Source organism: Streptomyces longispororuber (assembly GCF_024448165.1).
GTDB lineage: Bacteria > Actinomycetota > Actinomycetes > Streptomycetales > Streptomycetaceae > Streptomyces > Streptomyces longispororuber_A.
Genome location: NZ_JAMOLN010000158.1, coordinates 1 through 25,291 on the forward strand (window position 1 = coordinate 1; position 25,291 = coordinate 25,291).

General features: G+C 71.7%; 25 protein-coding genes. 13 read left to right on the plus strand and 12 right to left on the minus strand.

The features are described 5' to 3' along the window. Window positions 1-156 precede the first annotated feature (156 nt). The 3 genes from M4J07_RS34015 to M4J07_RS34025 form a co-directional block, all read right to left on the minus strand. Entirely contained in the window at window positions 157-2,097 is a 1,941-nt protein-coding gene (locus tag M4J07_RS34015) for a DUF3492 domain-containing protein (protein WP_255978288.1), read from the minus strand. Window positions 2,098-2,297: 200 nt separating this feature from the next. After that, window positions 2,298-3,620, minus strand: a complete 1,323-nt coding sequence (locus tag M4J07_RS34020) for a DUF3152 domain-containing protein (RefSeq protein WP_255978290.1) — start codon at window positions 3,618-3,620, stop codon at window positions 2,298-2,300. A gap of 8 nt (window positions 3,621-3,628) precedes the next feature. After that, a complete protein-coding gene (locus M4J07_RS34025; protein ID WP_255978292.1) occupies window positions 3,629-4,774 on the minus strand; it encodes an alpha/beta fold hydrolase in 1,146 nt (381 codons plus the stop codon). Window positions 4,775-4,959: 185 nt separating this feature from the next. On the opposite strand from M4J07_RS34025, the gene M4J07_RS34030 reads away from it, so the two are divergent. The 4 genes from M4J07_RS34030 (at window position 4,960) to M4J07_RS34045 (ending at window position 6,916) form a co-directional block, all read left to right on the plus strand. After that, window positions 4,960-5,178, plus strand: coding sequence for a hypothetical protein (locus tag M4J07_RS34030; RefSeq protein WP_255978294.1), 219 nt, complete (start codon window positions 4,960-4,962; stop codon window positions 5,176-5,178). A gap of 211 nt (window positions 5,179-5,389) precedes the next feature. Further along, window positions 5,390-6,031, plus strand: coding sequence for a TetR/AcrR family transcriptional regulator (locus M4J07_RS34035; protein ID WP_255978296.1), 642 nt, complete (start codon window positions 5,390-5,392; stop codon window positions 6,029-6,031). A gap of 143 nt (window positions 6,032-6,174) precedes the next feature. Beyond that, window positions 6,175-6,402 carry a DUF3107 domain-containing protein gene (locus M4J07_RS34040; RefSeq protein WP_255978298.1) on the plus strand — a complete coding sequence of 76 codons (228 nt, stop codon included), beginning with the start codon at window positions 6,175-6,177 and terminating at the stop codon, window positions 6,400-6,402. A 238-nt stretch (window positions 6,403-6,640) separates the two neighbouring features. Next, window positions 6,641-6,916, plus strand: a complete 276-nt coding sequence (locus M4J07_RS34045) for a hypothetical protein (protein ID WP_255978300.1) — start codon at window positions 6,641-6,643, stop codon at window positions 6,914-6,916. On the opposite strand, the gene M4J07_RS34050 is transcribed toward M4J07_RS34045, so the two are convergent. Further along, a complete protein-coding gene (locus tag M4J07_RS34050; protein ID WP_255978303.1) occupies window positions 6,913-7,659 on the minus strand; it encodes a ferritin-like fold-containing protein in 747 nt (248 codons plus the stop codon). The two genes, M4J07_RS34045 and M4J07_RS34050, sit on opposite strands and share 4 nt — an antisense overlap. Before the next feature lie 523 nt (window positions 7,660-8,182). Between M4J07_RS34050 and M4J07_RS34055 the strand changes: the two genes are divergently transcribed. The 3 genes from M4J07_RS34055 to M4J07_RS34065 all read left to right on the plus strand — a co-directional run bounded on the left by M4J07_RS34055 (window position 8,183) and on the right by M4J07_RS34065 (window position 11,790). Then, complete coding sequence (locus M4J07_RS34055) at window positions 8,183-10,426, plus strand: DEAD/DEAH box helicase (protein ID WP_255978305.1); 2,244 nt, start codon at window positions 8,183-8,185, stop codon at window positions 10,424-10,426. 100 nt (window positions 10,427-10,526) lie between these two features. Then, window positions 10,527-11,390, plus strand: a complete 864-nt coding sequence (locus tag M4J07_RS34060) for an alpha/beta fold hydrolase (RefSeq protein ID WP_255978307.1) — start codon at window positions 10,527-10,529, stop codon at window positions 11,388-11,390. A gap of 247 nt (window positions 11,391-11,637) precedes the next feature. Continuing rightward, complete coding sequence (locus M4J07_RS34065; RefSeq protein ID WP_255978309.1) at window positions 11,638-11,790, plus strand: hypothetical protein; 153 nt, start codon at window positions 11,638-11,640, stop codon at window positions 11,788-11,790. An 86-nt stretch (window positions 11,791-11,876) separates the two neighbouring features. Here M4J07_RS34065 and M4J07_RS34070 read toward each other — a convergent pair whose 3' ends face one another. The 3 genes from M4J07_RS34070 to M4J07_RS34080 all read right to left on the minus strand — a co-directional run bounded on the left by M4J07_RS34070 (window position 11,877) and on the right by M4J07_RS34080 (window position 14,231). After that, complete coding sequence (locus M4J07_RS34070) at window positions 11,877-12,482, minus strand: MarC family protein (protein WP_255978311.1); 606 nt, start codon at window positions 12,480-12,482, stop codon at window positions 11,877-11,879. Between the two features lie 100 nt (window positions 12,483-12,582). Further along, on the minus strand, window positions 12,583-13,455 hold the full coding sequence (locus M4J07_RS34075) for a PHP domain-containing protein (protein ID WP_255978314.1): 873 nt from the start codon (window positions 13,453-13,455) through the stop codon (window positions 12,583-12,585). Between the two features lie 137 nt (window positions 13,456-13,592). Next, a complete protein-coding gene (locus tag M4J07_RS34080) occupies window positions 13,593-14,231 on the minus strand; it encodes a DUF6758 family protein (RefSeq protein WP_255978316.1) in 639 nt (212 codons plus the stop codon). Between the two features lie 179 nt (window positions 14,232-14,410). On the opposite strand from M4J07_RS34080, the gene M4J07_RS34085 reads away from it, so the two are divergent. Then, the gene (locus tag M4J07_RS34085; RefSeq protein WP_255978318.1) at window positions 14,411-15,667 is read left to right on the plus strand and encodes an MFS transporter; all 1,257 of its coding nucleotides are present in this window, start codon (window positions 14,411-14,413) and stop codon (window positions 15,665-15,667) included. Between the two features lie 10 nt (window positions 15,668-15,677). On the opposite strand, the gene M4J07_RS34090 is transcribed toward M4J07_RS34085, so the two are convergent. Continuing rightward, window positions 15,678-16,262, minus strand: a complete 585-nt coding sequence (locus tag M4J07_RS34090; protein WP_255978321.1) for a suppressor of fused domain protein — start codon at window positions 16,260-16,262, stop codon at window positions 15,678-15,680. A 471-nt stretch (window positions 16,263-16,733) separates the two neighbouring features. Here M4J07_RS34090 and M4J07_RS34095 point away from each other — a divergent pair, with 471 nt between their 5' ends. Continuing rightward, a complete protein-coding gene (locus M4J07_RS34095; RefSeq protein ID WP_255978323.1) occupies window positions 16,734-17,864 on the plus strand; it encodes a magnesium and cobalt transport protein CorA in 1,131 nt (376 codons plus the stop codon). 22 nt (window positions 17,865-17,886) lie between these two features. After that, the gene (locus tag M4J07_RS34100) at window positions 17,887-18,402 is read left to right on the plus strand and encodes a hypothetical protein (protein ID WP_255978325.1); all 516 of its coding nucleotides are present in this window, start codon (window positions 17,887-17,889) and stop codon (window positions 18,400-18,402) included. 16 nt (window positions 18,403-18,418) lie between these two features. On the opposite strand, the gene M4J07_RS34105 is transcribed toward M4J07_RS34100, so the two are convergent. Further along, on the minus strand, window positions 18,419-19,174 hold the full coding sequence (locus M4J07_RS34105; RefSeq protein WP_255978327.1) for a hypothetical protein: 756 nt from the start codon (window positions 19,172-19,174) through the stop codon (window positions 18,419-18,421). A 179-nt stretch (window positions 19,175-19,353) separates the two neighbouring features. On the opposite strand from M4J07_RS34105, the gene M4J07_RS34110 reads away from it, so the two are divergent. The 3 genes from M4J07_RS34110 to M4J07_RS34120 are packed head-to-tail and all read left to right on the plus strand — an operon-like array spanning window position 19,354 to window position 22,371. Beyond that, entirely contained in the window at window positions 19,354-20,631 is a 1,278-nt protein-coding gene (locus M4J07_RS34110; RefSeq protein ID WP_255978329.1) for a magnesium transporter MgtE N-terminal domain-containing protein, read from the plus strand. Beyond that, window positions 20,621-21,193 (plus strand): DUF1003 domain-containing protein, encoded by a 573-nt coding sequence (locus tag M4J07_RS34115; protein WP_255978331.1) that lies wholly within the window; start codon window positions 20,621-20,623, stop codon window positions 21,191-21,193. The genes M4J07_RS34110 and M4J07_RS34115 overlap by 11 nt, the downstream gene beginning before the upstream one ends. Before the next feature lie 44 nt (window positions 21,194-21,237). Further along, on the plus strand, window positions 21,238-22,371 hold the full coding sequence (locus M4J07_RS34120; RefSeq protein WP_255978333.1) for an Mrp/NBP35 family ATP-binding protein: 1,134 nt from the start codon (window positions 21,238-21,240) through the stop codon (window positions 22,369-22,371). A 97-nt stretch (window positions 22,372-22,468) separates the two neighbouring features. Here the strand turns inward: M4J07_RS34120 and M4J07_RS34125 are convergent, their stop codons facing one another. From M4J07_RS34125 to M4J07_RS34135, 3 genes are all read right to left on the minus strand, one after another. After that, window positions 22,469-23,125, minus strand: a complete 657-nt coding sequence (locus tag M4J07_RS34125; protein ID WP_255978335.1) for a hypothetical protein — start codon at window positions 23,123-23,125, stop codon at window positions 22,469-22,471. A 134-nt stretch (window positions 23,126-23,259) separates the two neighbouring features. Then, window positions 23,260-23,736 carry a sec-independent translocase gene (locus M4J07_RS34130; RefSeq protein WP_255978337.1) on the minus strand — a complete coding sequence of 159 codons (477 nt, stop codon included), beginning with the start codon at window positions 23,734-23,736 and terminating at the stop codon, window positions 23,260-23,262. 155 nt (window positions 23,737-23,891) lie between these two features. Beyond that, the coding region (locus tag M4J07_RS34135; RefSeq protein ID WP_255978339.1) for a S1C family serine protease at window positions 23,892-25,291 on the minus strand (1,400 nt) is incomplete at its 5' end.

A 25,291-nucleotide genomic window follows, 5' to 3' on the forward strand; every position in this document is an offset into this window, starting at 1 on the left:
GTTCCCGCAGCAACTCCTCGTCGAAGTCGACCGGTTCACCGGCGAGGGCGATCTCCAGTGCCGCTTCCGACCCGGCCCCCCAGGCCCCGGCGCTCACCGGCACCCGGGGCAGGTCCGCCGCGTCCCGGTCGCCACCGCCGAATCCGTCACGCCCGCTCATGCGTCACCCTCCCCACAGCCCTGTGTCACTCCGGCCAGTTGCTCCCGTGCCCCGCCGCCCCCGGGTCCTCCGTCGGAGGCCTCACCGGCCAGGCCCACCACGTCCGCCCGGTCCGCCGTGTCCGCCGCATCCGTCGGATCCGACGCCCAGTCGGCGGCCCAGCTCGGCGCGCCCGCCCCCGTGGAGCGCCCGGCGAGCCAGGAGCCGCCGGGTCCGGTCGTGGCCGAGGCCGTCCACCGGCCCGGCACGTGTGCCTCCGGCGGGTGGGCGAACGGCAGGGGCTCGCCCGCGTCGTCCACGGCCTCCCTGCGCACCGGGCAGTGCGAGACGATCTCCAGGTAAATGCCGCGAAATGCCGCGACGTTCTGTTCGACGGTGAACAGCTCCAGGGCGCGCGCACGGGCGGCCGCACCGAGCCGTTCACGGCGCTCGGGGTCGCGCAGCAGCGCCACGCACGCCTCGGCGAGCGCCCGCGGATTGCGCGGGGGCACCACGAGTCCGGTGCCGCCGATGACCTCGACGACGGCGCCCACGTCGGTCGAGACGGTGGCGCGCCCGCAGAACATGGCTTCCACCAGGCTGATCGGGAAGCCCTCGACGACGCTGGACAGGACGACGACGCTGCCCGCGCCGTAGGCGTTGGCGAGGTCGGGTGCCTCGGGGCCGCCGAGCTCCTCGAAGGAGACGGGGTTCTCGCCGATGGCGTGCATGCCCTCGGCCTCGTCGGGGAAGAGCTGCGCGGCGAGGGCCTTGCAGTGTCCGAGATAGGTCTCGGCCTCGTGATCGCCCGGCCGCTCTCCCCTCGCACTCCCCAGCGCGCCCACGATCCGCAGGCGCGCCTTCGGCTCCTCCTTGCGGATCTCGGCGAACGCGTGCAGCAGGGAGATGAGGTCCTTGGACGGATCGACGCGGCCGACCCAGACCAGCGTGTCCGGCTCCCCGGGCTCCTCGCGTTCACCGATCTCGGCGAACCGCGAGGCCTCCATGCCGGGGTGGACGGTGCGCAGCTTGGCGCGGTCGGCGCCGCACCGTTCCTGCCAGCGCCTGGCGTGGGCGTTGCCGGGGGTGATGACGGCGGCCTGCCGGTAGACCTCGGCGGCGAGGCGGCCATGGAAGGCGGCGAGGAGCGCACGCACGGGCGCGCTCAACTCGGCGTCCCCTGCAGCGATGTAACGGGCCCTGAGCTGCACCCCGTACTCGGTGACGAGCAGCGGGACGCCGAAGAACCGCTTGGCGACCAGACCGGGCAGGGCCGCGGGCCCGCCCGAGGTGGCGTGGCACAGGTCGACCGACCCGAGGCCGCCCCCGTCGGGGCCTGCGGAGGCGTCCTCGTACCAGTCGAGGGAGAGCGGCCGCAGGGCGCGCTCCACGTACCCGGCGAAGGCGAGCAGGTCCGAGACCCGGGCGTCGCGGGCGGCGCGCAGGGCGCCGGGCGCACGACAGGCGCGCTCCAGAATGCGCACGGCGGCCTCGGAACGCAGCGCCGTACCCAGCGGGCCTTCGTCGCGGGCGAGCTCGGCGAGCCCGTACAGGGCGTTGGCGAAACGGTCCGCCTCGTCCCCGGCCCCAGTCTCGGCCCCGCCGCCGGATCCGGCACCCGCGCCGGCCGCACCCGTACCGGCCCCCGCGCCGCAGACGACGGCCGCGACCAACTCCCGGTACAGCGAGGCGAACCGGCGGCGGCCCCGTCGGCCAAGGCCGCCGCCGTGCGCCCCACCCTCGTCCCCCGCTGCGCCCGCCCAGAGGGGCGCGGTCCGCACACGGCTGACCTGCGGGGGCAGTTCGAGCCATCCCGCGTCCTCCTGCCGCTGACTGCGGCTGAGCGCGTAGATGTCGAACTCGTGCTGCTCGAGCCCGCGCACAAGCCGGTCGCACCAGAGTCTGGCCTCACCGCTCACGTACGGATAGCCACCCTCGGTCAGCAGTCCGATGCGCACGAGTACACCCCCGATCTCCCTTATGGGGAGCCGCCGTTGGCCCGGCGGCTCGCAGCGGGACGAACGTATGCGGACATGCCGGTGGCGCGATGGACGGTTGTCCATCGCGCCACCAAAAGGGGTGAACGGTCGTAACTTTCCCGCGCGCGTGACGTTCTGTCGCGCTAAGAGATCGTTCGGCTACAGAACGCTACGGAGCGTCAACCCTTGGGATACACCCAGGGGTTCGGTTTGCACGTGATCCCGTTCATGGACAGGAACTTGGTCTGCTGCTGCATGACGGGCGCGAGGGCGCCGTTCTGGGAACAGGACACGTGGTTGTAGCCGAGCCGGTGGCCGACCTCGTGATTGATGAGCATCTGCCGGTACGGGTGGATGGCATGGCCCCTGAGGACGTCGTCGTACGTCTTCGAGCCCTGCGCCCAGCGGTAGGCGTTGATCATCACGCGCTCGGTGGCGGCCGAGTCGCACGACACGTTGTCCTCGGTCGTGTCGAGTCCCGACTTCGCGCACCACTTGGCGGTCGTGCCGGGGCTGGCCAGCGTGATCACGAAGTCCGGCTCGGCCGTCGAGACGCGCTCGAAGGTGCTCGCGCCGTCGTGCGCCCAGCTCCGGTCGTCGTTCAGGGTCTTCTGCACGGCCTGCGCGAACAGCTCGCCGTCGAGCCCGAGCCCCTTCTCCACGTCGACGCGGTAGCGCCACTTGTGCCCGTGGCCCGGCGCCTTGTCGGTCCCGGGGATCACCTCGAACCGTCCGGAACCCTGCAGGTCCGCCGCGAGCGGGTACTTCTTGGCCATCTTCTGCCCGTACGTGGCGGGCGCGGCCTGCGCCGTCTTCGACGGGGTGGCCCGGTCGTCGGAGCGCGACGCGGAGTCGTCGTGGGCCCGCGCGCCGTCCGCGGCCCGCGACGTCACGTCGCCGGACGATCCCCCGTCCCGGTCGGTGACCTGACCGGCGACGACGACGGCGAGCACGGTGGTGACGGCCGCGGCGGCGACGCCGGTGAAGGTGAGTCCCTTGCCCCGCTTGCCCTGCCGCCCGTCCGCGTCCGGGCCCGCGCCGCCGGAACCGTCCGGATCGTCCGCATGGCCGGCCGGGGCGTCGGCGTCCCAGTCGGTCACGGAGGCGTACGGGTCGCCGGACCCGCCCGGACGCCCGCCGACCCGCTCGTCGGGGGTCTCGAACGCGTCGACGTACTCCTGCCGCGGTCTCGGACGCGGCACCAGCGGCGGCCCGGCGGGTGGCCTGAAGCCGTGCCCCGCACCGGGACCGGAAACAGTGGACGCACCGGGGGCGCCCGAAGCGGGAGCGCCCCAGCCGCCGCCCGGCTCACGCTGCTCGGGATGCCCCCCGCGGACCGCGCCGGAAGCGGCCGGGCCCACGGAGGCGGGTGCCTCGGCGGGCACCCTGCGTCTGCGTCCTGGTCCGGGACCCTGGTGCGACGGGCCCTGGACCACGGGCGCTACGGGTATGTCGGCGGTGTCGCCGTTGTCTGCCGGTCCTCGGCGGCTATGCCGTCCCACAGGCCGCTTCAGCTCCCCAATGTCGTACGGTCCGCGCCATCCGCATCGCCCGCGGCCTCGGCGGTGCGTCCACGCTCTGCGTCCGACGCCTCGTGCGGCGCCGTCCCCTTCACCAAGTCGTTCGGGTCGTCCGGCGCCTCTCTCGGCGTCCCGGCCGGCCTCCCACCCAGCTTCTCACTCGGCTTCTCGTCCAACGCACCGGTGTCGGCGACGAGTTCCCTGAAGGCCGTGGCGACCGTCTCCGGGTACTCCATCATCGCGACGTGCCCGGCGTCCGGGAGCGTGAGGAGGCGCGAGTCCCGGAAGGCGCGCGCCGCGCGCGCCGCCATCCGGTACGAGACCAGCAGGTCACGTCCTCCGTAGACGAGCAGCGTCGGTGCGAGGACCCGCTCGGCCTGCCGCCACAGGCCGTGCTGGCCGCCGAGCGTGTACGCGTTCACGACGCCGCGCGCGGAGCGGGCCATCGCGTCCCAGAAATAGGGGAGCGCGAGGCGCCGCTCCATCTCCTCCACCGCGGCGCGGAACCCCTCGGGCGTGACCCGGCCGGGATCCCCGTAGCAGAGGGCCATGACGCCGCGCACCCGCTGCTCCGGCGTCCACTCCTTCGTCAGGCGCGTGAAGAGCCCGGCGACCCCGGGCACCGCGAGGAGCCCGGTCGGCAGCGCGGTGCGCTGCACGCGGATCTCCGGCAGCGCGGGCGACACCAGGGTCAGCGTCCGGACGAGGTCGGGGCGGACGGCGGCGACCCGGGTGGTGACGGCGCCGCCCAGCGAGTTCCCGAAGAGGTGGACGGGGCCGCGGCCCTGCGCGTCGAGGTGGCGGATGACGGCGCGGGCGTGCCCGGTCACCGAATAGTCGCCGTCGTCCGGCGGCGGTGAGTCGCCGAAGCCCGGCAGGTCGACGGCCTCACCGTCGACCACGTCCTCGAGCAGCGGCATCAGCGCCGACCAGTTCTGCGAGGAGCCGCCGAGCCCGTGCACGTACAGCGCGGGCGGCAGTCCTTCCCGGGTCCCCGGCCGCGACCGGACCGTCAGCGTGAGTCCGGGCAGACCGACCGATCTCAGGTGCTCCCCCTCGACGACCCGGACGGCGCCCGGCTTGGGTGCCGCGGCGGCGAGGGCTGAAGGCACGCGCGGCGACTCGGTCGAAGACATGCGGCATATGTTACGAGACGATCACGCAGTGAATCGTGTGTTCGCAGTCACAGATCGCGCCAACCTCTCCCCAAAGCTCTGGCGTCCGCGGGCGGGGAGATCGCATAGCGCCTCGATCGGGTGTCTCCTACGCTCGATATCAGGGCACCCGCCCGCTCACAGACAGGTGAGGAAGGGAGCCATTGATGACGGTCGACCCGAGCGATCCCGAGACCTTCACGGACCGCGGCAGCGAGGAGATCGATGTGGAGGCCCCCGAGGCCGACGCAGCCGAGCAGTTCACGGAACTCACCCCCGACCAGGACGACGTACCGGCCGAGGCGGCCGACCCGGATGGCGCGAACGAGGCGGACCGGGCCGAGCAGGCCCGCGTCGTCGCCCTCGACGAGGACGACTACCGCTGACGGCGCCGACCGCACCGACCCCGCCGGCGAGAGCGGCGGCAGCGACGAGGCGCGACGGTATGCGCCGCTTTGTGGCCTCGGCCCTGCCGTATGCGGCTTTCGCAGGCGCCCGGTCCGTGAAATTCTGCGCTCGCACCGCGCACATCAGGGTTACCCAAAAGTACGATGACGTCGCGGCGCACACCGCACACGGACGATTTTGGGAGGCGGCGTGACAGCCATCGAGCAGACGGAGGCAGCGCGCCCGAAGGGCACGCGCCTGCCGCGCCGTGCCCGACGCAATCAGCTGCTGGGCGCGGCCCAGGAAGTGTTTGTCGCGCAGGGGTACCACGCGGCCGCGATGGATGACATCGCCGAGCGTGCCGGGGTCAGCAAGCCGGTGCTCTACCAGCACTTCCCGGGCAAGCTGGAGCTCTACCTGGCACTCCTCGACCAGCACTGCGAGTCCCTGCTGCAGTCGGTGCGCACGGCGCTCGCCTCCACGACGGACAACAAGCAGCGCGTGCAGGCGACCATGGACGCCTACTTCGCGTACGTCCAGGACGAGGGCGGCGCCTTCCGACTGGTCTTCGAGTCGGACCTGACGAACGAGCCGGCGGTGCGCGAGCGCGTCGACCGCGTCAGCCTGCAGTGCGCCGAGGCCATCTCGGACGTGATCGCCGAGGACACCGGCCTGTCCAAGGACGAGTCGATGCTGCTGGCGACGGGCCTCGGCGGCGTCTCACAGGTCGTCGCGCGCTACTGGCTGTCCAGCGCGAGCCCGGTGCCCCGCGACAAGGCGGTCCAGCTCCTCACGTCCCTCGCGTGGCGCGGCATCGCGGGCTTCCCGCTGCACGGCGCCGACCACCACTGACACGACGACCCCGGTCTGTTCCCGTCGGCTGTTCGCTCTTGGCGTGCAGCCGGGGCGCCGGGAGCCTCGCCTCACCGGGCTAATCTTTGCTGGGTACGGCGCGGTAGTCCGCGCACATCACGGATCGTCGGAGGGACAAGGCCGTGGAGGTCAAGATCGGCGTGCTGCACACGCCCCGCGAGATCGTTCTGGAGAGCGACCAGTCCGCCGAGGATGTCGAGAGCGCGGTGTCCGCGGCGCTGTCCGGAAAGTCGCAGCTGCTCTCTCTGACGGACGAGAAGGGCCGCAAGGTCCTGGTCCCGGCCGAGCGCATCGCGTATGTCGAGCTGGGCGAGCCGGCGGTACGGAAGGTGGGCTTCGGCCCGCTGTAGGACTCGAAGTCCGAAGAAACACGAGAAGTCTGAAGAAGTACGAGGAGGGCCCCGACGGCACATCGCCGTCGGGGCCCTCCTCGTACTTCCTCGTGCCTCCCCGTGCCTCCCCGTACCCGCGCCACCTCCACAGAGCACGCACAGCGAATGCACACGGGGAGGGTTGCGTTCCGGGTGCCAGGGGTAGACCCGCTACGACCGATTTGCACCCACTGGCCGCGCGGGAGGGACCCACACCATGCTGCTCGAAGCTCTCGGCTCCGCACTGCTCGGCCTGGCCCTCGCCCTGGCCGCGGGCCACCGGCTGCCGCACCGGCTGCCGTCGCGGACGCTGGTGCTGCCCACCGGTGTCGCGGGCGGCCTGTTCGGGGCGTTCGTCACGCACAGCGCGCTGGGCCCGGGCCACGTCCTCGCCACGCTCGGCGGCTCGGTCGTGATGGCGGTGGCCCTGCTGTCCCTGCTGCTGCGCCCCACCCGTGGCAGAGCGCGGCAGCAGCTGACTCCGTACGCCTAGGCGGCCAGCCCCAGCGCCGCCATCCGCTTGGTGTGCGCCTCGGTGATCCGGGAGAACATCCGGCCGACCTCGGCCAGGTCGAAGCCGTCGGCGACGCCGCCGACCAGCATCGTGGAGAGCGCGTCGCGGTCCGCGACCACGCGCTGCGACTGCGAGAGGGCCTCGCCCATCAGCCGTCGCGCCCACAGCGCGAGCCGTCCGCCCACCCGCGGCTCCGCCTCGATGGCGGCCCGCACCTTCTCGACGGCGAACGAGGCGTGCCCCGTGTCGTCGAGCACGGCGAGGACGAGCGACCGGGTGTCCGAATCCAGCCGGGCCGCGACCTCGCGGTAGAAGTCACTGGCGATCGAGTCGCCGACGTACGCCTTGACCAGGCCCTCCAGCCAGTCCGACGGAGCGGTCTGCTTGTGGAAGCCGTCGAGCGCCTCGACGAACGGGTCCATCGCCTCGGTCGGCTCCGCGCCGATCGCGGAGAGCCGGTCGCGCAGCTGCTCGAAGTGGTGGAACTCGGCGGACGCCATCTTCGCCAGCTCCGCCTTGTCGGCCAGCGTCGGCGCCAGCTTCGCGTCCTCCGCGAGCCGCTCGAACGCCGCCAGCTCCCCGTACGCGAGGGCGCCGAGCAGGTCGACGACGGCGGCGCGGTAGTGCTCGTCCGCGGACGCGGTGGCCCAGTCCTGGGCAGCGATCCCGGTCGGCCCGGTGGTTGCTTCGGCGGTCGGCGTGGCGTTGTCAGGCGTCTCCATGAAGCGCACAATAGCCCGCTCACCGCCTGACGGAAGTCCCTGGTCAACGAGTGTGACGACGGCTACGTGACCAATTCGGCCATCGCACATGCGCGTTTCCGGGGTATGGTGGTAAAGAGCCCGCCGAGTGCAAGCCCATGCCATGGTTCTTGCGCGTACTTGCGACGGGCCGCACGAATGAGGATGCCCGGTCGGTGGCCCGATCGGCTCCGACCCGACAGCCCTCCGGGTCGTACGTCACAAGACGTACGGATCGAGGAGGGGCCCTCAGCGGCACGAGCGCTCGAGCGTCGGCAGTGGTCCCGCGCCACCCGGTCCCCCCGCATCAGCGGATCGAGACCGGCGTACCAAAGGCACGGCACTGGCACGGTCAAGACCCCCGCGTTCGCCTCGCACCGCACCTCACAGAAGAGGCAACACCCTGACTACGCAGACTTCCACCTTTCGTCAGCTCGGAATCCTTCCCGAGACCGCCGAGGCCCTCGAGGCCGTAGGCATCGTCACCCCCTTCCCGATCCAGGAGATGACCCTCCCTGTCGCGCTGACCGGCACGGACGTCATCGGCCAGGCCAAGACCGGCACGGGCAAGACCCTCGGTTTCGGTCTGCCGCTCCTGGAGCGCGTGACCGTCCCCGCGGACGTCGAGGCGGGCCGGGCCAAGCCCGAGCAGCTGACCGACGCCCCGCAGGCGCTCGTCGTCGTCCCGACGCGCGAGCTGTGCACGCAGGTGACCAACGACCTGCTCACCGCCGGCAAGGTGCGCAATGTGCGCGTCCTCGCCATATATGGCGGTCGTGCGTACGAGCCGCAGGTCGAGGCCCTCAAGAAGGGCGTCGACGTCATCGTCGGTACGCCCGGGCGGCTCCTCGACCTCGCCGGTCAGCGCAAGCTCGACCTCTCGCACGTGAAGGCGCTCGTCCTGGACGAGGCCGACGAGATGCTCGACCTCGGCTTCCTGCCGGACGTCGAGAAGATCATCAACATGCTTCCGGCGAAGCGTCAGACGATGCTGTTCTCGGCGACCATGCCGGGTGCCGTCATCGGTCTGGCCCGTCGGTACATGTCGCAGCCCACGCACATCCGCGCCACCTCGCCGGACGACGAGGGCGCGACCGTGCGCAACATCTCGCAGCACGTGTACCGCGCGCACAACATGGACAAGCCCGAGATGGTCTCGCGCATCCTGCAGGCCGACGGCCGCGGGCTCGCGATGATCTTCTGCCGTACGAAGCGCACCGCGGCCGACATCGCGGAGCAGCTGCAGAAGCGCGGCTTCGCCTCCGGCGCCGTCCACGGCGACCTCGGCCAGGGCGCGCGCGAGCAGGCGCTGCGCGCGTTCCGCAACGGCAAGGTGGACGTGCTCGTCTGCACCGACGTCGCCGCGCGCGGCATCGACGTCGACGGTGTCACGCACGTCATCAACTACCAGTCGCCCGAGGACGAGAAGACGTACCTCCACCGCATCGGCCGCACCGGCCGCGCGGGCAAGACGGGTACGGCGATCACGCTGGTCGACTGGGACGACATCCCGCGCTGGCAGCTGATCAACAAGGCGCTCGAGCTCAACTTCAACGACCCGGTCGAGACGTACTCGTCGTCCCCGCACCTCTACGAGGAGCTGAGCATCCCGGCCGGCACCAAGGGTGTGCTGCCGCGTTCGGAGCGCACGCGCGCCGGGCTCGCCGCCGAGGAGATCGAGGACCTGGGCGAGACCGGTGGCCGTGGCGCGTCGTCGCGCGGCGGTCGTGGTGGCCGTCCCTCGCAGGACCGGGACCGTGATCGTGACCGCGACCGCGAGCGCGAGCGTTCGGCCCGTACGCCGCGTCGTCGCCGCCGCACCCGCAACGGCGAGCCGGTCGCCGCGCAGGCCGCGGAGACCGTCGCCGCTCCGGCCACGCCCGCCGCTCCGGTCACCCCGGTCGCGGAGGACGCCTCCGAGCCGCGCACGCCGCGCCGTCGTCGCCGCACGCGCGGTGGCGCCAACGCTCCGGCCGCCGAGGCCGTCGTCGAGACGGTCGAGACCGTCGCGCCGGTGACCGAGGTCGTCGCGGAGGCCGCGGCGGAGGTTCCGGCCAAGCCCCGTCGCCGTACGCGCAAGAAGGCCGAGGCCGTCGTCGAGACGGTGGAGGCCGTGGAGCCGGTCGTCGAGACGAAGCCGCGCCGCACGCGCAAGAAGGCCGTCGCGGAGCCGGTCGAGGCCGCTGCCGTCATCGAGGCCCCGGTCGAGGTCGAGGCCCCGGCCAAGCCGCGTCGCACGCGCAAGAAGGCCGAAGTCGCCGTCGACACCGCCGAAGCCGTCGAGGCCAAGCCGGCCCGCACGCGCAAGAAGACGGTCGCGGAGCCGGCCGTCGAGGCCCCGGTCGAGGCCGAGGCCAAGCCGCGCCGCACGCGCAAGAAGGCCGAGGCCGCCGTCGACACCGCCGAAGCCGTCGAGGCCAAGCCGGCCCGCACGCGCAAGAAGGCCGTCGCCAAGCCCGCCGTCGAGGCGGAGGTCGTCGTCGCCGAGGCCGAGGCCCCGGTCAAGCCGCGCCGCACGCGCAAGAAGGCCGAAGTCGCCGTCGACACCGCCGAAGCCGTCGAGGCCAAGCCGGCCCGCACGCGCAAGAAGGCCGTCGCCGAGCCGGCCGTCGAGGCGGAGGTCGTCGAGACCAAGCCGCGCCGGACCCGCAAGAAGGCCGTCGCCGCCGCTCCGGAGGAGGCGCCCGCCGCCGAGGCCAAGCCGCGTCGCACGCGCAAGAAGGCCGTGGCCGAGGCCCCCGAGGCCTGAGCCCGCGCCCGTACCACGACGGCCCCGGTCCCGCTGTTCCGCAGCGGGACCGGGGCCGTCGTCATGTATGCGGACCGGGCACGGAACGTAGGCTCGGCCCATGAGCAGGCCGCCCACCTTCACCCCGCCGCCCGGCACCCGCGCCCACCGACTGCGCACCGCCCGGGGCGACTTCGCCGCGATCACCGGAGAGCCGGCGGACGGTCCGGTGCGGGGCACCGTGCTGCTGCTGCCGGGATTCACCGGGAGCAAGGAGGACTTCATCGCGCTGCACGGTCCGCTGAGCGCCGCCGGGTACCGGACGGTCGCCGTCGACGGGCGGGGGCAGTACGAGAGCGCGGGCCCGGCGCACGACGAGGCGCCCTACGCGCAGGCCGAGCTGGCGCGGGACGTGCTCGCGCAGGTCGCGGCGCTGGGGGTGGGCCGGGTGCATCTGCTGGGGCACTCGCTGGGCGGGCTGGTCGCGCGGGCCGCGGTCATCGCCGACCCGGCGCCGTTCGCCTCGCTGACCTTGATGGCGTCGGGCCCCGCCGCCGTCACGGAACCCCAGCAGCAGCGCCTGAAGCTGCTCAGGGACGCCCTGACGGCGCTGGACATGGCGCAGGTCTGGGAGGCCATCCAGGCGCTGGACGCCCCCGAGGACGCCGCTGACGTACGCGGCGACGGGGCGGAGCTGCGCCGCCGCTGGATGCTGAACAGTCCGGCGCAACTCATCGCCACGGGGCGGCAGTTGTGCGACGAGCCGGACCGGGTGGCGGAGCTCGCCGCGGTCGCGCCGCCCGTGCACGTGGTCTCCGGCGAGCGGGACGACACCTGGCCGCTGCCGCTCCTGGACGCGATGGCGGCCCGTCTGGGGGCCGGGCGGTCGGTGATCGCCGGGGCCGAGCACTCCCCCAACACCGACCGGCCGCTGGAGACCGCGGCCGCGCTGGCCGCCTTCTGGGACCTGCACCCGACGGCCTGACGACGTCACGCTCCGCACTCGCGCAACCCCGATACTCGCGAGTAATTAGTTTCTCGAAAAATTTCTTTAGCGTAGGGAATGTTTGCACGGGGCAACCCGTTGTACCCATACAGAACGCGGGGCTCCCTAGCCACGCAATCCACTCTTAACGGGCAGGCAACCGCCTGGCCGTAAGGCGGGGCCAGACTGTTTGTCCCCGCACCAGTAGTTCTCCTTCAGGAGGATCACCAGACGAAGGGAGAAGCCCTTGCGCTTCGAAATCATGCGACTCGACGACGTCGACGGCACCGCCGTGGACAGCACCGTCGTGGACGCCGCCTCCGTCAACCGGATCGTTCAGCAGGCCGCCGCCATCGGGCAGCGCCTCTACATCCGCCCGGCCGAGTCCACCGCCTCGTAACGGCGTAGCGACTACACACTTCGAAGCCCCCGTACGCAGCGTGCGTACGGGGGCTTCGCGTGTGCCCGGGCGGGGCCGGGCGCCGGTCAGGAGCTCTGGATCACCTGGGTCACGCCGTTGATGATCTGCTGCACGGCGATCGCCGACAGCATCATGCCCGCGAGCCGGGTCACCAGGACGACGCCGCCGTCCTTGATGACGCGGATGATGACGAGCGAGTAGCGCATCACGATCCACAGCACGACATGGATGGCGATGATCGCCGTCCAGACCGAGATCTGGGTCCCGACGGAGTCCGCCTTCTGGACCGCGAGGATCACCGAGACGATCGCGCCCGGGCCGGCGAGCAGCGGCATGCCGAGGGGGACGAGGGCGACGTTGACGTCCTTGGTCTGCTTCGGCTCGTCGGTCTTGCCGGTGAGCAGGTCGAGCGCGATCAGCAGGAGCAGCAGACCGCCCGCGATCATCAGGGCGGGCACGGAGACGTGCAGGTAGTTGAGGATCTGGTGGCCCAGGACACCGAAGACCGCGATGACGCCGAAGGCGACGCAGACGGCCTGGAAGGCCATGCGCTTCTGGACCTTGGCGGGGCGGCCCGCGGTGAGGGCGAGGAAGATCGGGGTGATTCCGGGGGGATCCATGATCACAAAAAGCGTGAGAAAAAGGGATCCGAAGACGGCGACGTCGAACACGGTGGGGCATGCCTTGCAGAAGAGGGTGGGCGGAGCTGGAGAAGACCTGGGGAGAACGGGGAGAAGCAGGTGGTGGACCTGCGGACGCGGCAGTGGTGCGTCAGGCGCGGTGTCCGCCGGCGCCCGGCACCGGGAAGGCGCCCGTGGCGCGGCGCGTGATCTCGCCGTAGACCTCGGGGTCGGTGGTGTACTCGCCGAGCACGCAGGTCTTACGGCTGCCGTGGTAGTCCGAGGAGCCGGTGGTCAGCAGGCCGACGTCGGCGGCGAGGCCGCGCAGCCGGTCGCGGGTGGCCGCGTCGTGGTCCATGTGGTCGATCTCGATGCCGTCGAGGCCCGCGGCGGCGAGCTCGGCGATCGACGACTCGGGGACGGTGTGGCCGCGCTTGGCGGCGCCGGGGTGCGCGAAGACGGTGACGCCGCCGGCGGCCTTGACCAGGCGGATCGCCTCGAAGGGGTCCGTCTCGTGCTTGCCGACGTGGGCGCGGGCGCCGTCGGCGAGCCAGTCGGCCGTGAAGGCGTCGGAGACGGTGGGCACGACGCCGAGCTCGACGAGCGCGGTGGCGATGTGCGGGCGGCCCACCGAGCCGTCGCCGGCGATCCGGGCGACCTGCTCCCAGGTGACCGGGACCCCGAGCCCGTTCAGCTTCGCGATCATGGCCTTGGCGCGCGGCACCCGGTCGTCGCGGACCAGCTCGCGCTCGGCGAGCAGCTCCGGCTCCGCGGGGTCGAAGAGGTACGCCAGCATGTGCATGCTCACGCCGTCGATGCGGCAGGAGAGCTCGGCGCCGGTGACGAGGGTGAGCCCCGTCGACAGCTCACGGAGCGCGGCGATCGCCTCGGCGTGGCCGCGCGTGGTGTCGTGGTCGGTGAGGGCCACGACGTCGAGACCGGCGGCCGCGGCGTTCCGCACGAGCTCGGCCGGGCTGTCCGTGCCGTCGGAAGCGGTGGAGTGGGTGTGCAGATCGATGCGCACGGCTGCTGACTCCAGGCTCGGACGGGCGGATACGGAACGGGTCGCTCAAGGATAACGGGGTTTTCACCCGCCTCCGTCACCGGCGAACCAGCCCCCCGCCCCTTACCGCCCGGCCGCCCTACTACCGCCCGGCCGCCCTACTGAAGGATCCGCGGCGACAGCGCCCCACACGGCAACAGGTCCACCTCGGCGCCCGCGTCCCGCAGGTCGGTGAGGACCAGCTCGTCGTACATCAGCATGCCCGACTGCTCCGGCCAGACGATCGCCCACAGCCACAGCCCGCGCGCCTCGCCCGCGAAGACCGCGCGGTCGTCGGGGGTTCCGGTGACGTGCCACATCGGGGTGGGCCGGCCGGCCGCGAGGACCTTGGCCTGGGGCGGTTTGGTGACGTCCAGGGAGGGGCCGGGGTCGGGTCCGTCGATGCCCGCGTAGCGCGCGCCGAGTCCGACGCCGAGCTCCTCGGCGACGAGCACCAGCTCACCGATGCCGCCGAGCGGTCCCGGGCCCGAGCAGGCGACGGCGGTGGCCCGCCCGCCGTGCCGGTCGTCCCCCGCGTTCGCCACGCCCGTGAACAGCCAGCCGACCGGCAGTGGCCACGGCATCCACACCGGTACCTGCGCACGATGCACCACGACGCTGAGGGCCTCGACGCTGGGCGGGATCACGGGCTGCAGCGGATGCACGGTGCCGTGCACGTCGCACTGCCAGGAGTCGGCAAAGAGTCCGGGAGCCCTGACCCGGCCACCACACTTCGGGCAACTGGGTTCGCCCCTCATACCGCCCCACGGTCCTCCCCGTCCCGCGCCGCGTCAAGGACGATCACCCGTCCGGAGCGTGCCGTCGCGCCCTCTCCGGCCCGGAAAGATAGATGTAGCTTGCATTAATTAGCCGCTCTAACTTATTATGTGCATACGTCAACGATCTCGACGAAGGACTCGACGAAGGAGCGGCAGGCATGAGCCACAGCAGTACAGGGGGTCCCGCCGAAGGGGACACGTTCGACGCAGGTGCGGGCAGCATCCTGCGTCAGCCGAAGGCGGTCTGGGCCACCGCCGGGGCATCCGTCGTCGCCTTCATGGGCATCGGACTCGTCGACCCGATCCTGCCGTCGATCGCGCAGGGTCTGCAGGCGACGCCGAGCCAGGTCTCCCTGCTCTTCACCTCGTACTTCCTGATCACCGCGATCGCGATGCTGGTCACCGGCTTCGTCTCCAGCCGGATCGGCGGCAAGAAGACCCTGCTGGTCGGGCTCGCGCTCGTCGTGGTCTTCGCCGCGCTGGCCGGCACCTCCGGCTCCGTCGGCGAACTCGTCGGCTTCCGCGCGGGCTGGGGCCTGGGCAACGCGCTGTTCGTCTCGACCGCGCTCGCCGTCATCGTCGGCGCCGCGGCCGGCGGCTCGGCCGCGGCCATCCTGCTCTACGAGTCCGCGCTCGGCCTCGGCATGGCCTGCGGACCGCTGCTCGGCGCGCTCCTCGGCAACGCGAGCTGGCGCTACCCGTTCTTCGGCACCGCCGCGCTCATGGCCGTCGGGTTCCTCTGCATCACGGCGTTCCTGAAGGAGCAGCCGAAGCCCGCGCGCAAGACGTCGATCCTCGACCCCATCAAGGCGCTGGGGCACGGCGGCCTGGCCTCGGCGGCCGTCTCGGCGTTCTTCTACAACTACACGTTCTTCACGATCCTGGCCTTCACGCCGTTCGTGCTGAACATGACCCCGTACAAGTCGGGCGCCGTCTTCTTCGCCTGGGGCGTGCTGCTCGCGCTGTTCTCGGTGATCGTCGCGCCGCGCATGCAGGCCAGGTTCGGCTCGCTCAAGGTGCTCGGCGGCTCGCTGGTGCTGCTCGCCGTGGACGTGCTCGTCCTTGGGTACGGCAGCCACACCGCGGCCATCGTCTGCACGATCCTGTCCGGCGCCTTCATCGGCGTGAACAACACCGTCTACACCGAGCTGGCGCTCGGCGTCTCGGACGCGCCGCGGCCGGTGGCCAGCGCCGGGTACAACTTCGTCCGCTGGTTCGCCGCGGCCGCCGCCCCGTACTTCGCCCCGAAGATCGAGGAGTGGACCGACATCCACGTCCCGTTCGTGGTCGCCGCGGTCACCGCGGCGCTCGGCGCGGTCGTCGTGTGGGTGCGCAGGAACGCGCTCACCCACGAGGCCGAGGAGCTGGAGCCGGTCCACGCGAGCGAGGACGGGGTCTCCGTCTTCGCGAACTAGGACTCAGGGCTCAGTCGAGAGGGACGGACCTGCGCAGCGGATCGCGCAGGTCCGTTCCGCCGTTCAGCCACTTCTCCTGGAGCGCCGGCGCACCGTGCACCCGCTTCCACGCCGCCTCGTTCTGCGTCATGGGGAGGAGGGGCAGGAACCGTACGGGATCCAGCGGCTCGTCCAGGTCGAGGTCCTCCACCAGACCCCCCGGCTCGGCCACCAGCACCGAGGTGAACGGAGCGCCCGGCCACAGCGGCTCCCCCACGTCCAGCGAGGCGCCGGGCGCCACGACGACGCCTTCCACCTGCGGGGACGCGGCGAGCACGGCGAGCGGACGGAGCGCCTTGTCGGTGTCCGCGAGACCGGCGCGAACCGTCAGGACGAGCTCGGCGCGCGGGCCCTTCACCGGATCGGCGAGCGCCGCGGTCGGGTCGGACATCGGCGACGCGGACATGCCGAGGGTCGCGTATCGCACGAGGTCACCGTCCGTGAAGCGCAGCACCTCGATCCGGTCGGTGCCCAGGAACGTGACCGCCGCGCGCGCGTCCGGCTCGCCCAGGGCCGTGCGCAGCCGGGCTTCCACCAACGCAAGAACTTCTGCCATCCCGCGAGCATAGAACTCGCATGCAACGGGTAAAGAAGGGGCTTGCTTCTTCAGTCGGCTGATAGTCTTGGCCGCTGGTCGGGACGGTACGCAGAGCGTGCTCTCGGTTCCCGGCCCACAGACGTCCCCTGACGGGGGATGAGACGTCCCTCACGGGGGACCGGCTGGAGGAGGTGGGGCTGTCATGGATCGAAGTCGACCGTGCAGTACCACCCGTTCTTCCGGCCGATAGGCCCGTACCTCATTTCGCAGACAGCGGTTCCCGGGCTGCCCGCGCGTGCCGGAAGAGCACTTCGTTTCCGCCTGATCTTTCTGATCTCACCGATCTGAATCAGTAAGCGAAGCCGCCCCGGCGCCGGTGCGGTGCTCCCCGCTTTGTGGACGTGCAGCATGTCCCGCTCGCCAGGACGTCCTCATTCCGGGCAGTTCCGATCCGTTGCCGGCGGCTCCCGCCCGCGAAGGAGCCTGCCCATGTCGATGATTCGCGACCTGCGTGCCGCCGTCCGCCCCTCGCTGCGCAAGAGCGTGGCCCCGTACGGCAACGAGGCCCGCAGCACGTACGACACGACCCGTGACCCGTCGGCCGCCTCCGCGGTCGTCGACTGCGCCGTCTACCGCGACGGGGCCCGTGTCGACTCCCCCGAGTGCCTGACGCCGCTCGAGGCCCGCCGGCGGGTGCGCCGCGACGGCGGCTTCGCCTGGATCGGCCTGCACGAGCCGACCGAGGCCGAATTCTCCGGTATCGCCCGGGAGTTCGGGCTGCACCCACTGGCCGTGGAGGACGCGGTGCACGCGCACCAGCGGCCCAAGCTGGAGCGCTACGACGACACGCTCTTCACCGTCTTCAAGACCATCCACTACGTCGAGCACGCCGAGCTCACCGCGACGAGCGAGGTCGTCGAGACGGGTGAGGTCATGTGCTTCACCGGCCGGGACTTCTTCATCACCGTCCGGCACGGCGGCCAGGGCTCCCTGCGCGCGCTCCGGCACCGCCTCCAGGACGACCCGGCGCTGCTCGCCAAGGGGCCGAGCGCCGTGCTGCACGCCATCGCCGACCACGTCGTCGACGGCTACCTGGCCGTGGCCGACGCCATGCAGGACGACATCGACGAGGTCGAGACCGAGGTCTTCTCGCAGACCGGCAAGGGCGCCCCGCGCGGCTCCGACGCCGGCCGCATCTACCAACTCAAGCGCGAGGTACTGGAGTTCAAGCGCGCGGTGGCGCCGCTGCGGCGTCCCCTCCAGCTGCTGAGCGAGCGGCCGATGCGGCTGATCGACCCCGACATCCAGAAGTACTTCCGCGACGTCGCCGACCACCTGGAGCGCGTCCAGGAGCAGGTCATCGGCTTCGACGAACTGCTCAACTCGATCCTCCAGGCCAACCTCGCGCAGGCGTCCGTCGCCCAGAACGAGGACATGCGCAAGATCACCTCGTGGGCCGCCATCATCGCCGTACCGACGATGGTGTGCGGGGTGTACGGGATGAACTTCACGTACATGCCCGAGCTGCACTGGCGGTTCGGCTACCCGATGGTGCTCGCCGTCATCGGTGCCGTCTGCTTCGGGATCCACCGGACCCTGAAGCGGAACGGGTGGCTGTGAAGGCCGCCGCTACGCTTGCCGCATGACGACTGCTGAACTGCTCGACGCCGCCCTCGTCGAGGAGGCCACGAAGAAGTCCGGGCTGATCTGGGTCCGTGGCGCCTCGGGCACGGAGCGCGCGCTGTGGCACCTGTGGCACGAGGGCGCGGCGCACGTGGTCGGCGACGGGCCCGGCGAGCAGCCGCTGCCCGAGCTGGTCGACGGCGGCGCGGCCACCGTCACCGTGCGCAGCAAGGACAAGGGCGGGCGGCTCGTCGGCTGGCAGGCGAAGGTCGTGGAGCTGTCCCCCGGTACGGAGGCGTGGGAGGCGGCCGTCGGCGAGCTCAAGGGCAAGCGGCTGAACGCCCCGGACGCGGAGACGATGACCGAGCGGTGGAGCCGGGAGTGCCGGGTGCTGCGGCTCGAACCGGTGGGCGGGGAGACGGTGCCGGCCCCCGAGGGGTCGCAGGCCGCCCCGCCGGCCGCGTCGCCCGCGACGACCCGGAACCCGGTCCCGGCCGGACTGCCCCGGCTGCTGGCCCGGCGCAAGAAGCGCTGAGCGCCGGGCGGCCCGGTCAGGACGACGGCAGCGCCTGGCCGTAGTCCACCGTGTCCCCGGACTCCGGCTCCCGGAGCGTGAAGTCCCGGCCCCAGTCGGCCAGTTGAAGGGTTCCCGCGCCGCCCGCGCGCTCCAGGCGCATGGGGTAGGCGGTGCCCTCCAGGGAGACGTCGAGCGTCCCGCCCGCGCCCTTGTCGCCGGTCAGCTCGATCGTGCGGACGCCGCCGGAGGTGCCGCGGTCGCCCTTCTCCACGGTGCCGTGCAACGTGAGCAGCCCGTCGAGCAGCACCTCCTTGTCGGTGAAGGTGCTGAGCCGCTTGTACGCCGGGTCGCCGGTCGGCACCTTCACGTACTTGCCGTCGAGCTTCTCGGCCGCCGCGCCCTCGTCGTGCCCGCTCTTGTCGCCGTCCGAGTGGGTCCAGAAGTCGGTGCCCGCCTTGAGGTACAGGTGCTCCCCGACCCGCAGCAGCCGGAACGTGCTGCCGCCCGTCGTCACCGATCCCGAGCCGCCGTCCGCGTTGAGGCGCATGTCGAGCTTGTAGGTCCTGCCGCTGCTGACCACCGTGCCGGAGACGTGCACCGCGTCGGCGCCCTGTGCCGCCTTGACCGTACGGCTCTGGATCTTGCCGGGGGCCAGCTTGCCGACGCCGTTCGTGCCGGCGTCCGGGTCGTCGTCGCCGCCGCACGCCGCGAGCCCGGCCGCGAGTCCCGTACTGATCACACCGACCAGGAGGGTCCTGCGGATGCGGCGGGCCGGGGGAAGTGCGGTCACGGGCGGGACTACCTCTCGTCAGTGCGGGCAGACGGCAGCGTACCCCTGCGATCTGCGGTTACTCGTGGGGGTCCGGGTGGCCGCAGCGCAAAGGCGTGTTGCATCGGTACCGGCTAGCCTGAACCACGGATTGTTCGTATATCCGGATGGATATGGACGAGAAGGAGGTGCGAGGAGACATGGCGGCAGTCGCCCCCCGGATCTTCGTCTCGCACCTCGCCGGCGTCCCCGTCTTCGACCCGAACGGCGACCAGGTGGGGCGCGTGCGCGACCTGGTGGCGATGCTGCGGGTGAGCAGACGGCCGCCCCGGCTGCTCGGGCTCGTCGTCGAACTGTCCACCCGGCGCCGCATCTTCCTGCCCATGACCCGCGTCACCGGCATCGAGTCCGGCCAGATCATCACCACCGGCGTGCTCAACGTGCGGCGCTTCGAGCAGCGGCCCACCGAGCGGCTCGTGCTGGGCGAGATGCTGGACCGGCGGGTCCGGCTGGTGGAGACGGGCGAGGAGGTCACCGTCCTGGACGTGGCGATCCAGCAGCTGCCCGCCCGCCGCGACTGGGAGATCGACCGGGTCTTCGTACGGAAGGGGAAGGGCGGCGCGTTCCGGCGCAGCAGGGGCGAGACGCTCACCGTCGACTGGTCGGCCGTCGACGGGTTCTCCCTGGAGGAGCACGGGCAGGGCGCCGAGAGCCTGCTCGCCACCTTCGAGCAGCTGCGCCCCGCCGACCTCGCCAACGTGCTGCACCACCTCTCTCCCAAGCGCCGCGCCGAGGTCGCCGCCGCCCTCACCAACGAGCGGCTCGCCGACGTCCTGGAGGAGCTCCCCGAGGACGACCAGATCGAGATCCTCGGCAAGCTGAAGGAGGAGCGCGCCGCCGACGTCCTGGAGGAGATGGACCCGGACGACGCCGCCGACCTCCTGGGCGAGCTGCCCGAGGCCGACAAGGAGCGGCTGCTCACCCTGATGGAGCCCAGCGAGGCGGCCGACGTGCGGCGCCTGATGGCGTACGAGGACCGGACGGCGGGCGGTCTGATGACGACCGAGCCGATCGTGCTGCGACCGGACGCGACCGTCGCCGACGCCCTCGCCCGGGTCCGCAACCCGGACCTGTCGCCCGCGCTCGCCGCGCAGGTGTACGTGTGCCGCCCGCCGGACGAGACGCCGACCGGCAAGTACCTCGGCACCATCCACTTCCAGCGGCTGCTGCGCGACCCCCCGTACACGATGGTCAGCTCGATCCTCGACGAGGACCTCCAGGCCCTCGCCCCGGACGCGGCGCTGCCGGAGATCGCCGGGTTCTTCGCGACGTACGACATGGTGGCCGCGCCCGTCGTCGACGAGAGCGGGTCGCTGCTCGGCGCCGTGACGGTGGACGACGTGCTCGACCACATGCTGCCCGACGACTGGCGCGAGCAGGAGTTCCATCTGTCCGGGGAGGTGGACCATGGCGACTGACGAGCGTGACCGCACACAGGAGACCCGCAGGCCGCGCATCCGGCTCGACCAGCCGCGCCCGCCGCGCCGCAAGCTCCTGCCGGAATACGACCCCGAGGCCTTCGGCCGGCTCTCCGAGCGCATCGCCCGCTTCCTGGGGACCGGGCGGTTCATCGTCTGGATGACGGTGATCATCATCGCGTGGGTGATCTGGAACGTGACGGCCCCCGCGGACCTGCGCTTCGACAACTACCCGTTCATCTTCCTGACCCTGATGCTGTCGCTGCAGGCGTCGTACGCCGCTCCGCTGATCCTCCTCGCCCAGAACCGGCAGGACGACCGCGACCGCGTCAATCTCGAACAGGACCGCAAGCAGAACGAGCGGTCGATCGCCGACACCGAGTATCTGAGCCGCGAGGTCGCGGCGCTCCGGATCGGCCTCGGCGAGGTCGCCACCCGCGACTGGATCCGCTCCGAGCTGCAGGACCTCCTCAAGGAGCTGGAGGAGCAGCAGCGGTCCGTCTCCCAGGGGGGCGCATTCCCCGCGGACGGCGAACGCGGACGTGACGTAGACGACCGCTGACGGGGCTTTCCGTGCCCCGGTTACCGCGCCGTACTATCGGTGGTATGGCTACGGAAGACGCGGTGCGCGAGGCGCTCGCGACAGTGAACGACCCCGAGATCCAGCGACCCATCACCGAGTTGGGGATGGTCAAATCGGTGGACATCGGTGCGGACGGAGTCGTCGCGGTCACCGTGTACCTGACCGTCTCCGGCTGCCCGATGCGCTCCACGATCGAGAACAACGTGCGCGAGGCCGTCTCCCGCGTCGACGGCGTGACCGATGTCCAGGTCACCCTCGACGTGATGAGCGACGAGCAGCGCAAGGAGCTGGCGGCGGCGCTGCGCGGCGGCACGGCCGAGCGCGAGGTCCCGTTCGCCAAGCCCGGCTCGCTGACCCGCGTGTACGCGGTGGCCTCCGGCAAGGGCGGCGTCGGCAAGTCGTCGGTGACCGTGAACCTGGCGGCGGCGCTGGCCGCGGACGGCCTCAAGGTCGGCGTCGTCGACGCGGACATCTACGGCCACTCCGTGCCGCGCATGCTCGGCGCCGACGGCAAGCCCACCCAGGTCGAGAACATGATCATGCCGCCGTCGGCGAACGGCGTGAAGGTCATCTCGATCGGCATGTTCACGCCCGGCAACGCGCCCGTGGTGTGGCGCGGCCCGATGCTCCACCGCGCGCTCCAGCAGTTCCTCGCGGACGTGTTCTGGGGCGACCTGGACGTGCTCCTGCTCGACCTGCCGCCGGGCACCGGTGACATCGCCATCTCCGTCGCCCAGCTGGTGCCGAACGCCGAGATCCTCGTCGTGACGACGCCGCAGCAGGCCGCCGCCGAGGTCGCCGAGCGGGCCGGTTCCATCGCCGTCCAGACCCACCAGAAGATCGTGGGCGTCGTCGAGAACATGTCGGGCCTGCCGTGCCCGCACTGCGGCGAGATGGTCGACGTGTTCGGCACGGGCGGCGGCCAGCTGGTCGCCGACGGCCTCACCCGGACCACGGGCGCGACGGTGCCGGTCCTCGGCTCGATCCCGATCGACGTCCGCCTGCGCGAGGGCGGCGACGAGGGCAAGCCGGTCGTCCTGACCGACCCCGACTCCCCCGCGGGCTCCGCGCTCCGCGCCATCGCGGGCAAGCTCGGCGGCCGCCAGCGCGGCCTGTCGGGGATGTCGCTGGGGATCACCCCGCGCAACAAGTTCTGACAAGCCCCCGCGCCCCTGGAGGCATGCGCTGCGCATGCCTCCAGGGGCGCGGGGAACTGCGTGCGGGGCGGCCGGACCAGCCGGACCTTCGGACCGCTCAGGCGTACTCGGCGACGTCCTTGACGACGGAGAAGCCAAGACCGTACGCGCTCATGCCCCGCCCGTACGCCCCCAGGTGCACCCCGGCCTCCGTGGAACCGGCCAGCACCCACCCGTACTCGGACTCCCGGTAGTGGAACGGTGTCGGCACCCCGTCCACGGGCAGCGTCAGCGAGGCCCAGTCGTCCGACCGGAGGTCGTCCGCGAGGACCCACGCCGTCTCGGTCTGCTGGTCCAGCCAGTCGTCGCGCAGCGTGTGGTCCATCTGCCCCGGCCAGGTGTACGAGAGCAGTCCCACCCCGGCCAGCCAGGCCGCCGAGGAGACGGACGTGGCGTCGAGGACACCCGTGCCGTCGGCGCTGCGCCGTACCGGATTGGCGGCGACGGTCACCACGACCGCGAACCGCTCGGTGTCCTCGGTGCCTTCACTGCGCACCGAGGGCTCGTCACCGTGCCCGATCGAACCGTGCTCGACGGACCCGTCCGCCGTGGTGCCGACCTGCATCAGCCAACGCGGTCCCGTGAAGGCCTCGTCGAGGCCGTACCACGGGAAGGGCGCCAGCAGGTAGCCGTCGACCGTGCGCCGGGCCGTGGGAACCTGACCGGCCCCCTCGGTGGCCGGCGCCTGCGCGCCCACCCGACTCGTCGTCTCCATGTACCCGGCCGCCTCCTCGCTCTCGTACGGACCGGAGCGGCCCGCCCCCCTCGGGCGTTCTCACGTCCGGTCCGCGCAACAACAAGGCAGGATGCCACACCGGGTCCAGGAGGCCCGGATTCGATGGGTGTGGTTCAGGTCGCGTCGGTGTCGAACGGGGGCGGGTCGCCGGCGTCCGGCTTCTCCGTCTTCCCCGGCGTCTCGGGGCGCTTCTGCATGTCGACCCGGCCGCCTGACGTGCTGCCGGATCCACTGGCGGCACCCGCCGAACCGGACTCCTCCAGTTCGCCCACGGTGTGCACCGCGTCGGTGACCTCGGCCATTTCCTTCTTCAGGTCGAAGCCGTTGCGGATCTCCTTGAGACCCAGCTCGTCACTGTCCAGCTGCTTGCGGATGAACGTCTTGGGGTTCAGGTCCTCGAACTCGAAGTCCTTGAACTCCGGGCCCAGTTCGCTACGGATGTCTTCCTTGGCGCTGTCCGAGAACTCGCGGATCTTGCGTATGGTGCGCGAGACGTCCTGGATCAGCTTCGGGAGCTTGTCGGGGCCGAAGACGAGCACGGCCAGCACGACGAGCGTCACGACCTCCAGTGGGCCAATGTCGTTGAACACCTTGCACTCCTAGCGTGTCCTCGGCCCGCGGTCGGTTTCAGTAGCAGGTCTTCGGCAGGGTCCGGCATCGGACCGGGTCCACGGTACCCGGCGATCCTGTCCGTTCGGTAGCCACTGGGCTACGTCCAGGATCACGAGAACCGGAGAACGGCCGGTCAGGTGCCGTCGGCGGCACCGAGGACGAGGGCCACCTTCCGTTCCTTTCCGTTCCGTTCGACCGTGAGTTCCAGTTTGTCCTTGGGGCGGTGGGCGCGGATCTTGACGATCAGTTCCTCGCCGGAGTGGACGCGGACGCCGTCCACCGCGGTGATCACGTCACGGGGTTCGATGCCCGCCTTGTCGCCGGGGCCGCCCGGAGTGACCGCCGATCCACCGCTGTTGCCCTTCGTGCCGACGCGGGCGCCGTCGCCGGAGTAGTCCATGTCGAGCGTGACGCCGATCACCGGGTGGGTGGCCTTGCCGGTGTTGATCAGTTCCTCGGCGACCCGCTTCGCCTGGTTGACCGGGATGGCGAAGCCGAGGCCGATCGAGCCCGCCTGGCCGCCGTCCAGCTCGGAGCCGCTGTCGGCGGAGCGGATGGCGCTGTTGATGCCGATGACGCGGGCCTTCGAATCGACCAGCGGGCCGCCCGAGTTGCCCGGGTTTATGGGGGCGTCGGTCTGCAGCGCGTCCACGTAGCTGACGTCGCTCCCGTCGCCCTTCTCGCCGCCCGCCGTGATCGGCCGCTCCTTGGCGCTGATGATGCCGGAGGTCACCGTGTTGGCGAGGTCGAAGGGGGCGCCGATGGCCACGACCGGGTCGCCGACCTGGACGTTCTCGGAGTTGCCGAGGGGCAGGGGCTTCAGGCCGCGGACGCCGTCGACCTTGATGACGGCGAGGTCGTAGCCGCTGTCGTGGCCGACCACCTGGGCGTCGGCGCTCTCGCCGCCCGCGAACGTGACGGATATCTCACCGTCGGAACCCGCCGGTTCGACGACGTGGTTGTTGGTGAGGATGTGGCCCTGCTTGTCGAGGACGAATCCGGTGCCGGTGCCCTGCTCCGACGAGCCCTTGGTGTGGATGGTGACGACGCCCGGCAGGGCGCGGGCGGCGATGCCCGCGACGCTGTCGGGGGCGCGGCCCTTCGACTCGACACCGGCCTGCGGGAGTTCGACGTCCGTCCCGCCGTTCCGCTCGACGTACGAGCCGATGGCACCGCCCACGCCGCCGGAGACGAGCGCGATCAGCACGGCTCCCAGTACGAGCGCCTTGCGTCCGCGCCGCGGCCGGTCACCGACGGGCCCACCGCTCCCCGACAACGACACGGGCCCGGCCCACGGGTCGTACTGCTGCCAGGGCCCGACACTCCCCTGCACCGCCCCGGCAAAGGCCGCCTGCGGCGGGCCGACGGGTGCGTGAGCCTGAGCGGGCCCCTGGGCGTGAGCGGCCTGCGGCATCGGCCCATGCGCCGACGGGACCGGGGCTGCCGGGTGCGGGCCGGTCGGGGCCGGTGGGTGCGGGCTGGTCTGCGGGTGCGGGCCGGTCGGGGCCTGCGGGACCGCGGCTGCCGGGTGCG

Excerpts from the sequence above, each read along its gene's own strand:
- M4J07_RS34025 (WP_255978292.1), bottom strand. The coding sequence starts at position 4,774 with ATGTCTTCGACCGAGTCGCCGCGCGTGCCTTCAGCCCTCGCCGCCGCG.
- M4J07_RS34030 (WP_255978294.1), top strand. The coding sequence starts at position 4,960 with ATGACGGTCGACCCGAGCGATCCCGAGACCTTCACGGACCGCGGCAGC.
- M4J07_RS34045 (WP_255978300.1), top strand. The coding sequence starts at position 6,641 with ATGCTGCTCGAAGCTCTCGGCTCCGCACTGCTCGGCCTGGCCCTCGCC.
- M4J07_RS34050 (WP_255978303.1), bottom strand. The coding sequence starts at position 7,659 with ATGGAGACGCCTGACAACGCCACGCCGACCGCCGAAGCAACCACCGGG.
- M4J07_RS34055 (WP_255978305.1), top strand. The coding sequence starts at position 8,183 with ATGACCCTCCCTGTCGCGCTGACCGGCACGGACGTCATCGGCCAGGCC.
- M4J07_RS34060 (WP_255978307.1), top strand. The coding sequence starts at position 10,527 with ATGAGCAGGCCGCCCACCTTCACCCCGCCGCCCGGCACCCGCGCCCAC.
- M4J07_RS34080 (WP_255978316.1), bottom strand. The coding sequence starts at position 14,231 with ATGAGGGGCGAACCCAGTTGCCCGAAGTGTGGTGGCCGGGTCAGGGCT.
- M4J07_RS34085 (WP_255978318.1), top strand. The coding sequence starts at position 14,411 with ATGAGCCACAGCAGTACAGGGGGTCCCGCCGAAGGGGACACGTTCGAC.
- M4J07_RS34090 (WP_255978321.1), bottom strand. The coding sequence starts at position 16,262 with ATGGCAGAAGTTCTTGCGTTGGTGGAAGCCCGGCTGCGCACGGCCCTG.
- M4J07_RS34095 (WP_255978323.1), top strand. The coding sequence starts at position 16,734 with ATGTCGATGATTCGCGACCTGCGTGCCGCCGTCCGCCCCTCGCTGCGC.
- M4J07_RS34100 (WP_255978325.1), top strand. The coding sequence starts at position 17,887 with ATGACGACTGCTGAACTGCTCGACGCCGCCCTCGTCGAGGAGGCCACG.
- M4J07_RS34110 (WP_255978329.1), top strand. The coding sequence starts at position 19,354 with ATGGCGGCAGTCGCCCCCCGGATCTTCGTCTCGCACCTCGCCGGCGTC.
- M4J07_RS34115 (WP_255978331.1), top strand. The coding sequence starts at position 20,621 with ATGGCGACTGACGAGCGTGACCGCACACAGGAGACCCGCAGGCCGCGC.
- M4J07_RS34120 (WP_255978333.1), top strand. The coding sequence starts at position 21,238 with ATGGCTACGGAAGACGCGGTGCGCGAGGCGCTCGCGACAGTGAACGAC.
- M4J07_RS34125 (WP_255978335.1), bottom strand. The coding sequence starts at position 23,125 with ATGGAGACGACGAGTCGGGTGGGCGCGCAGGCGCCGGCCACCGAGGGG.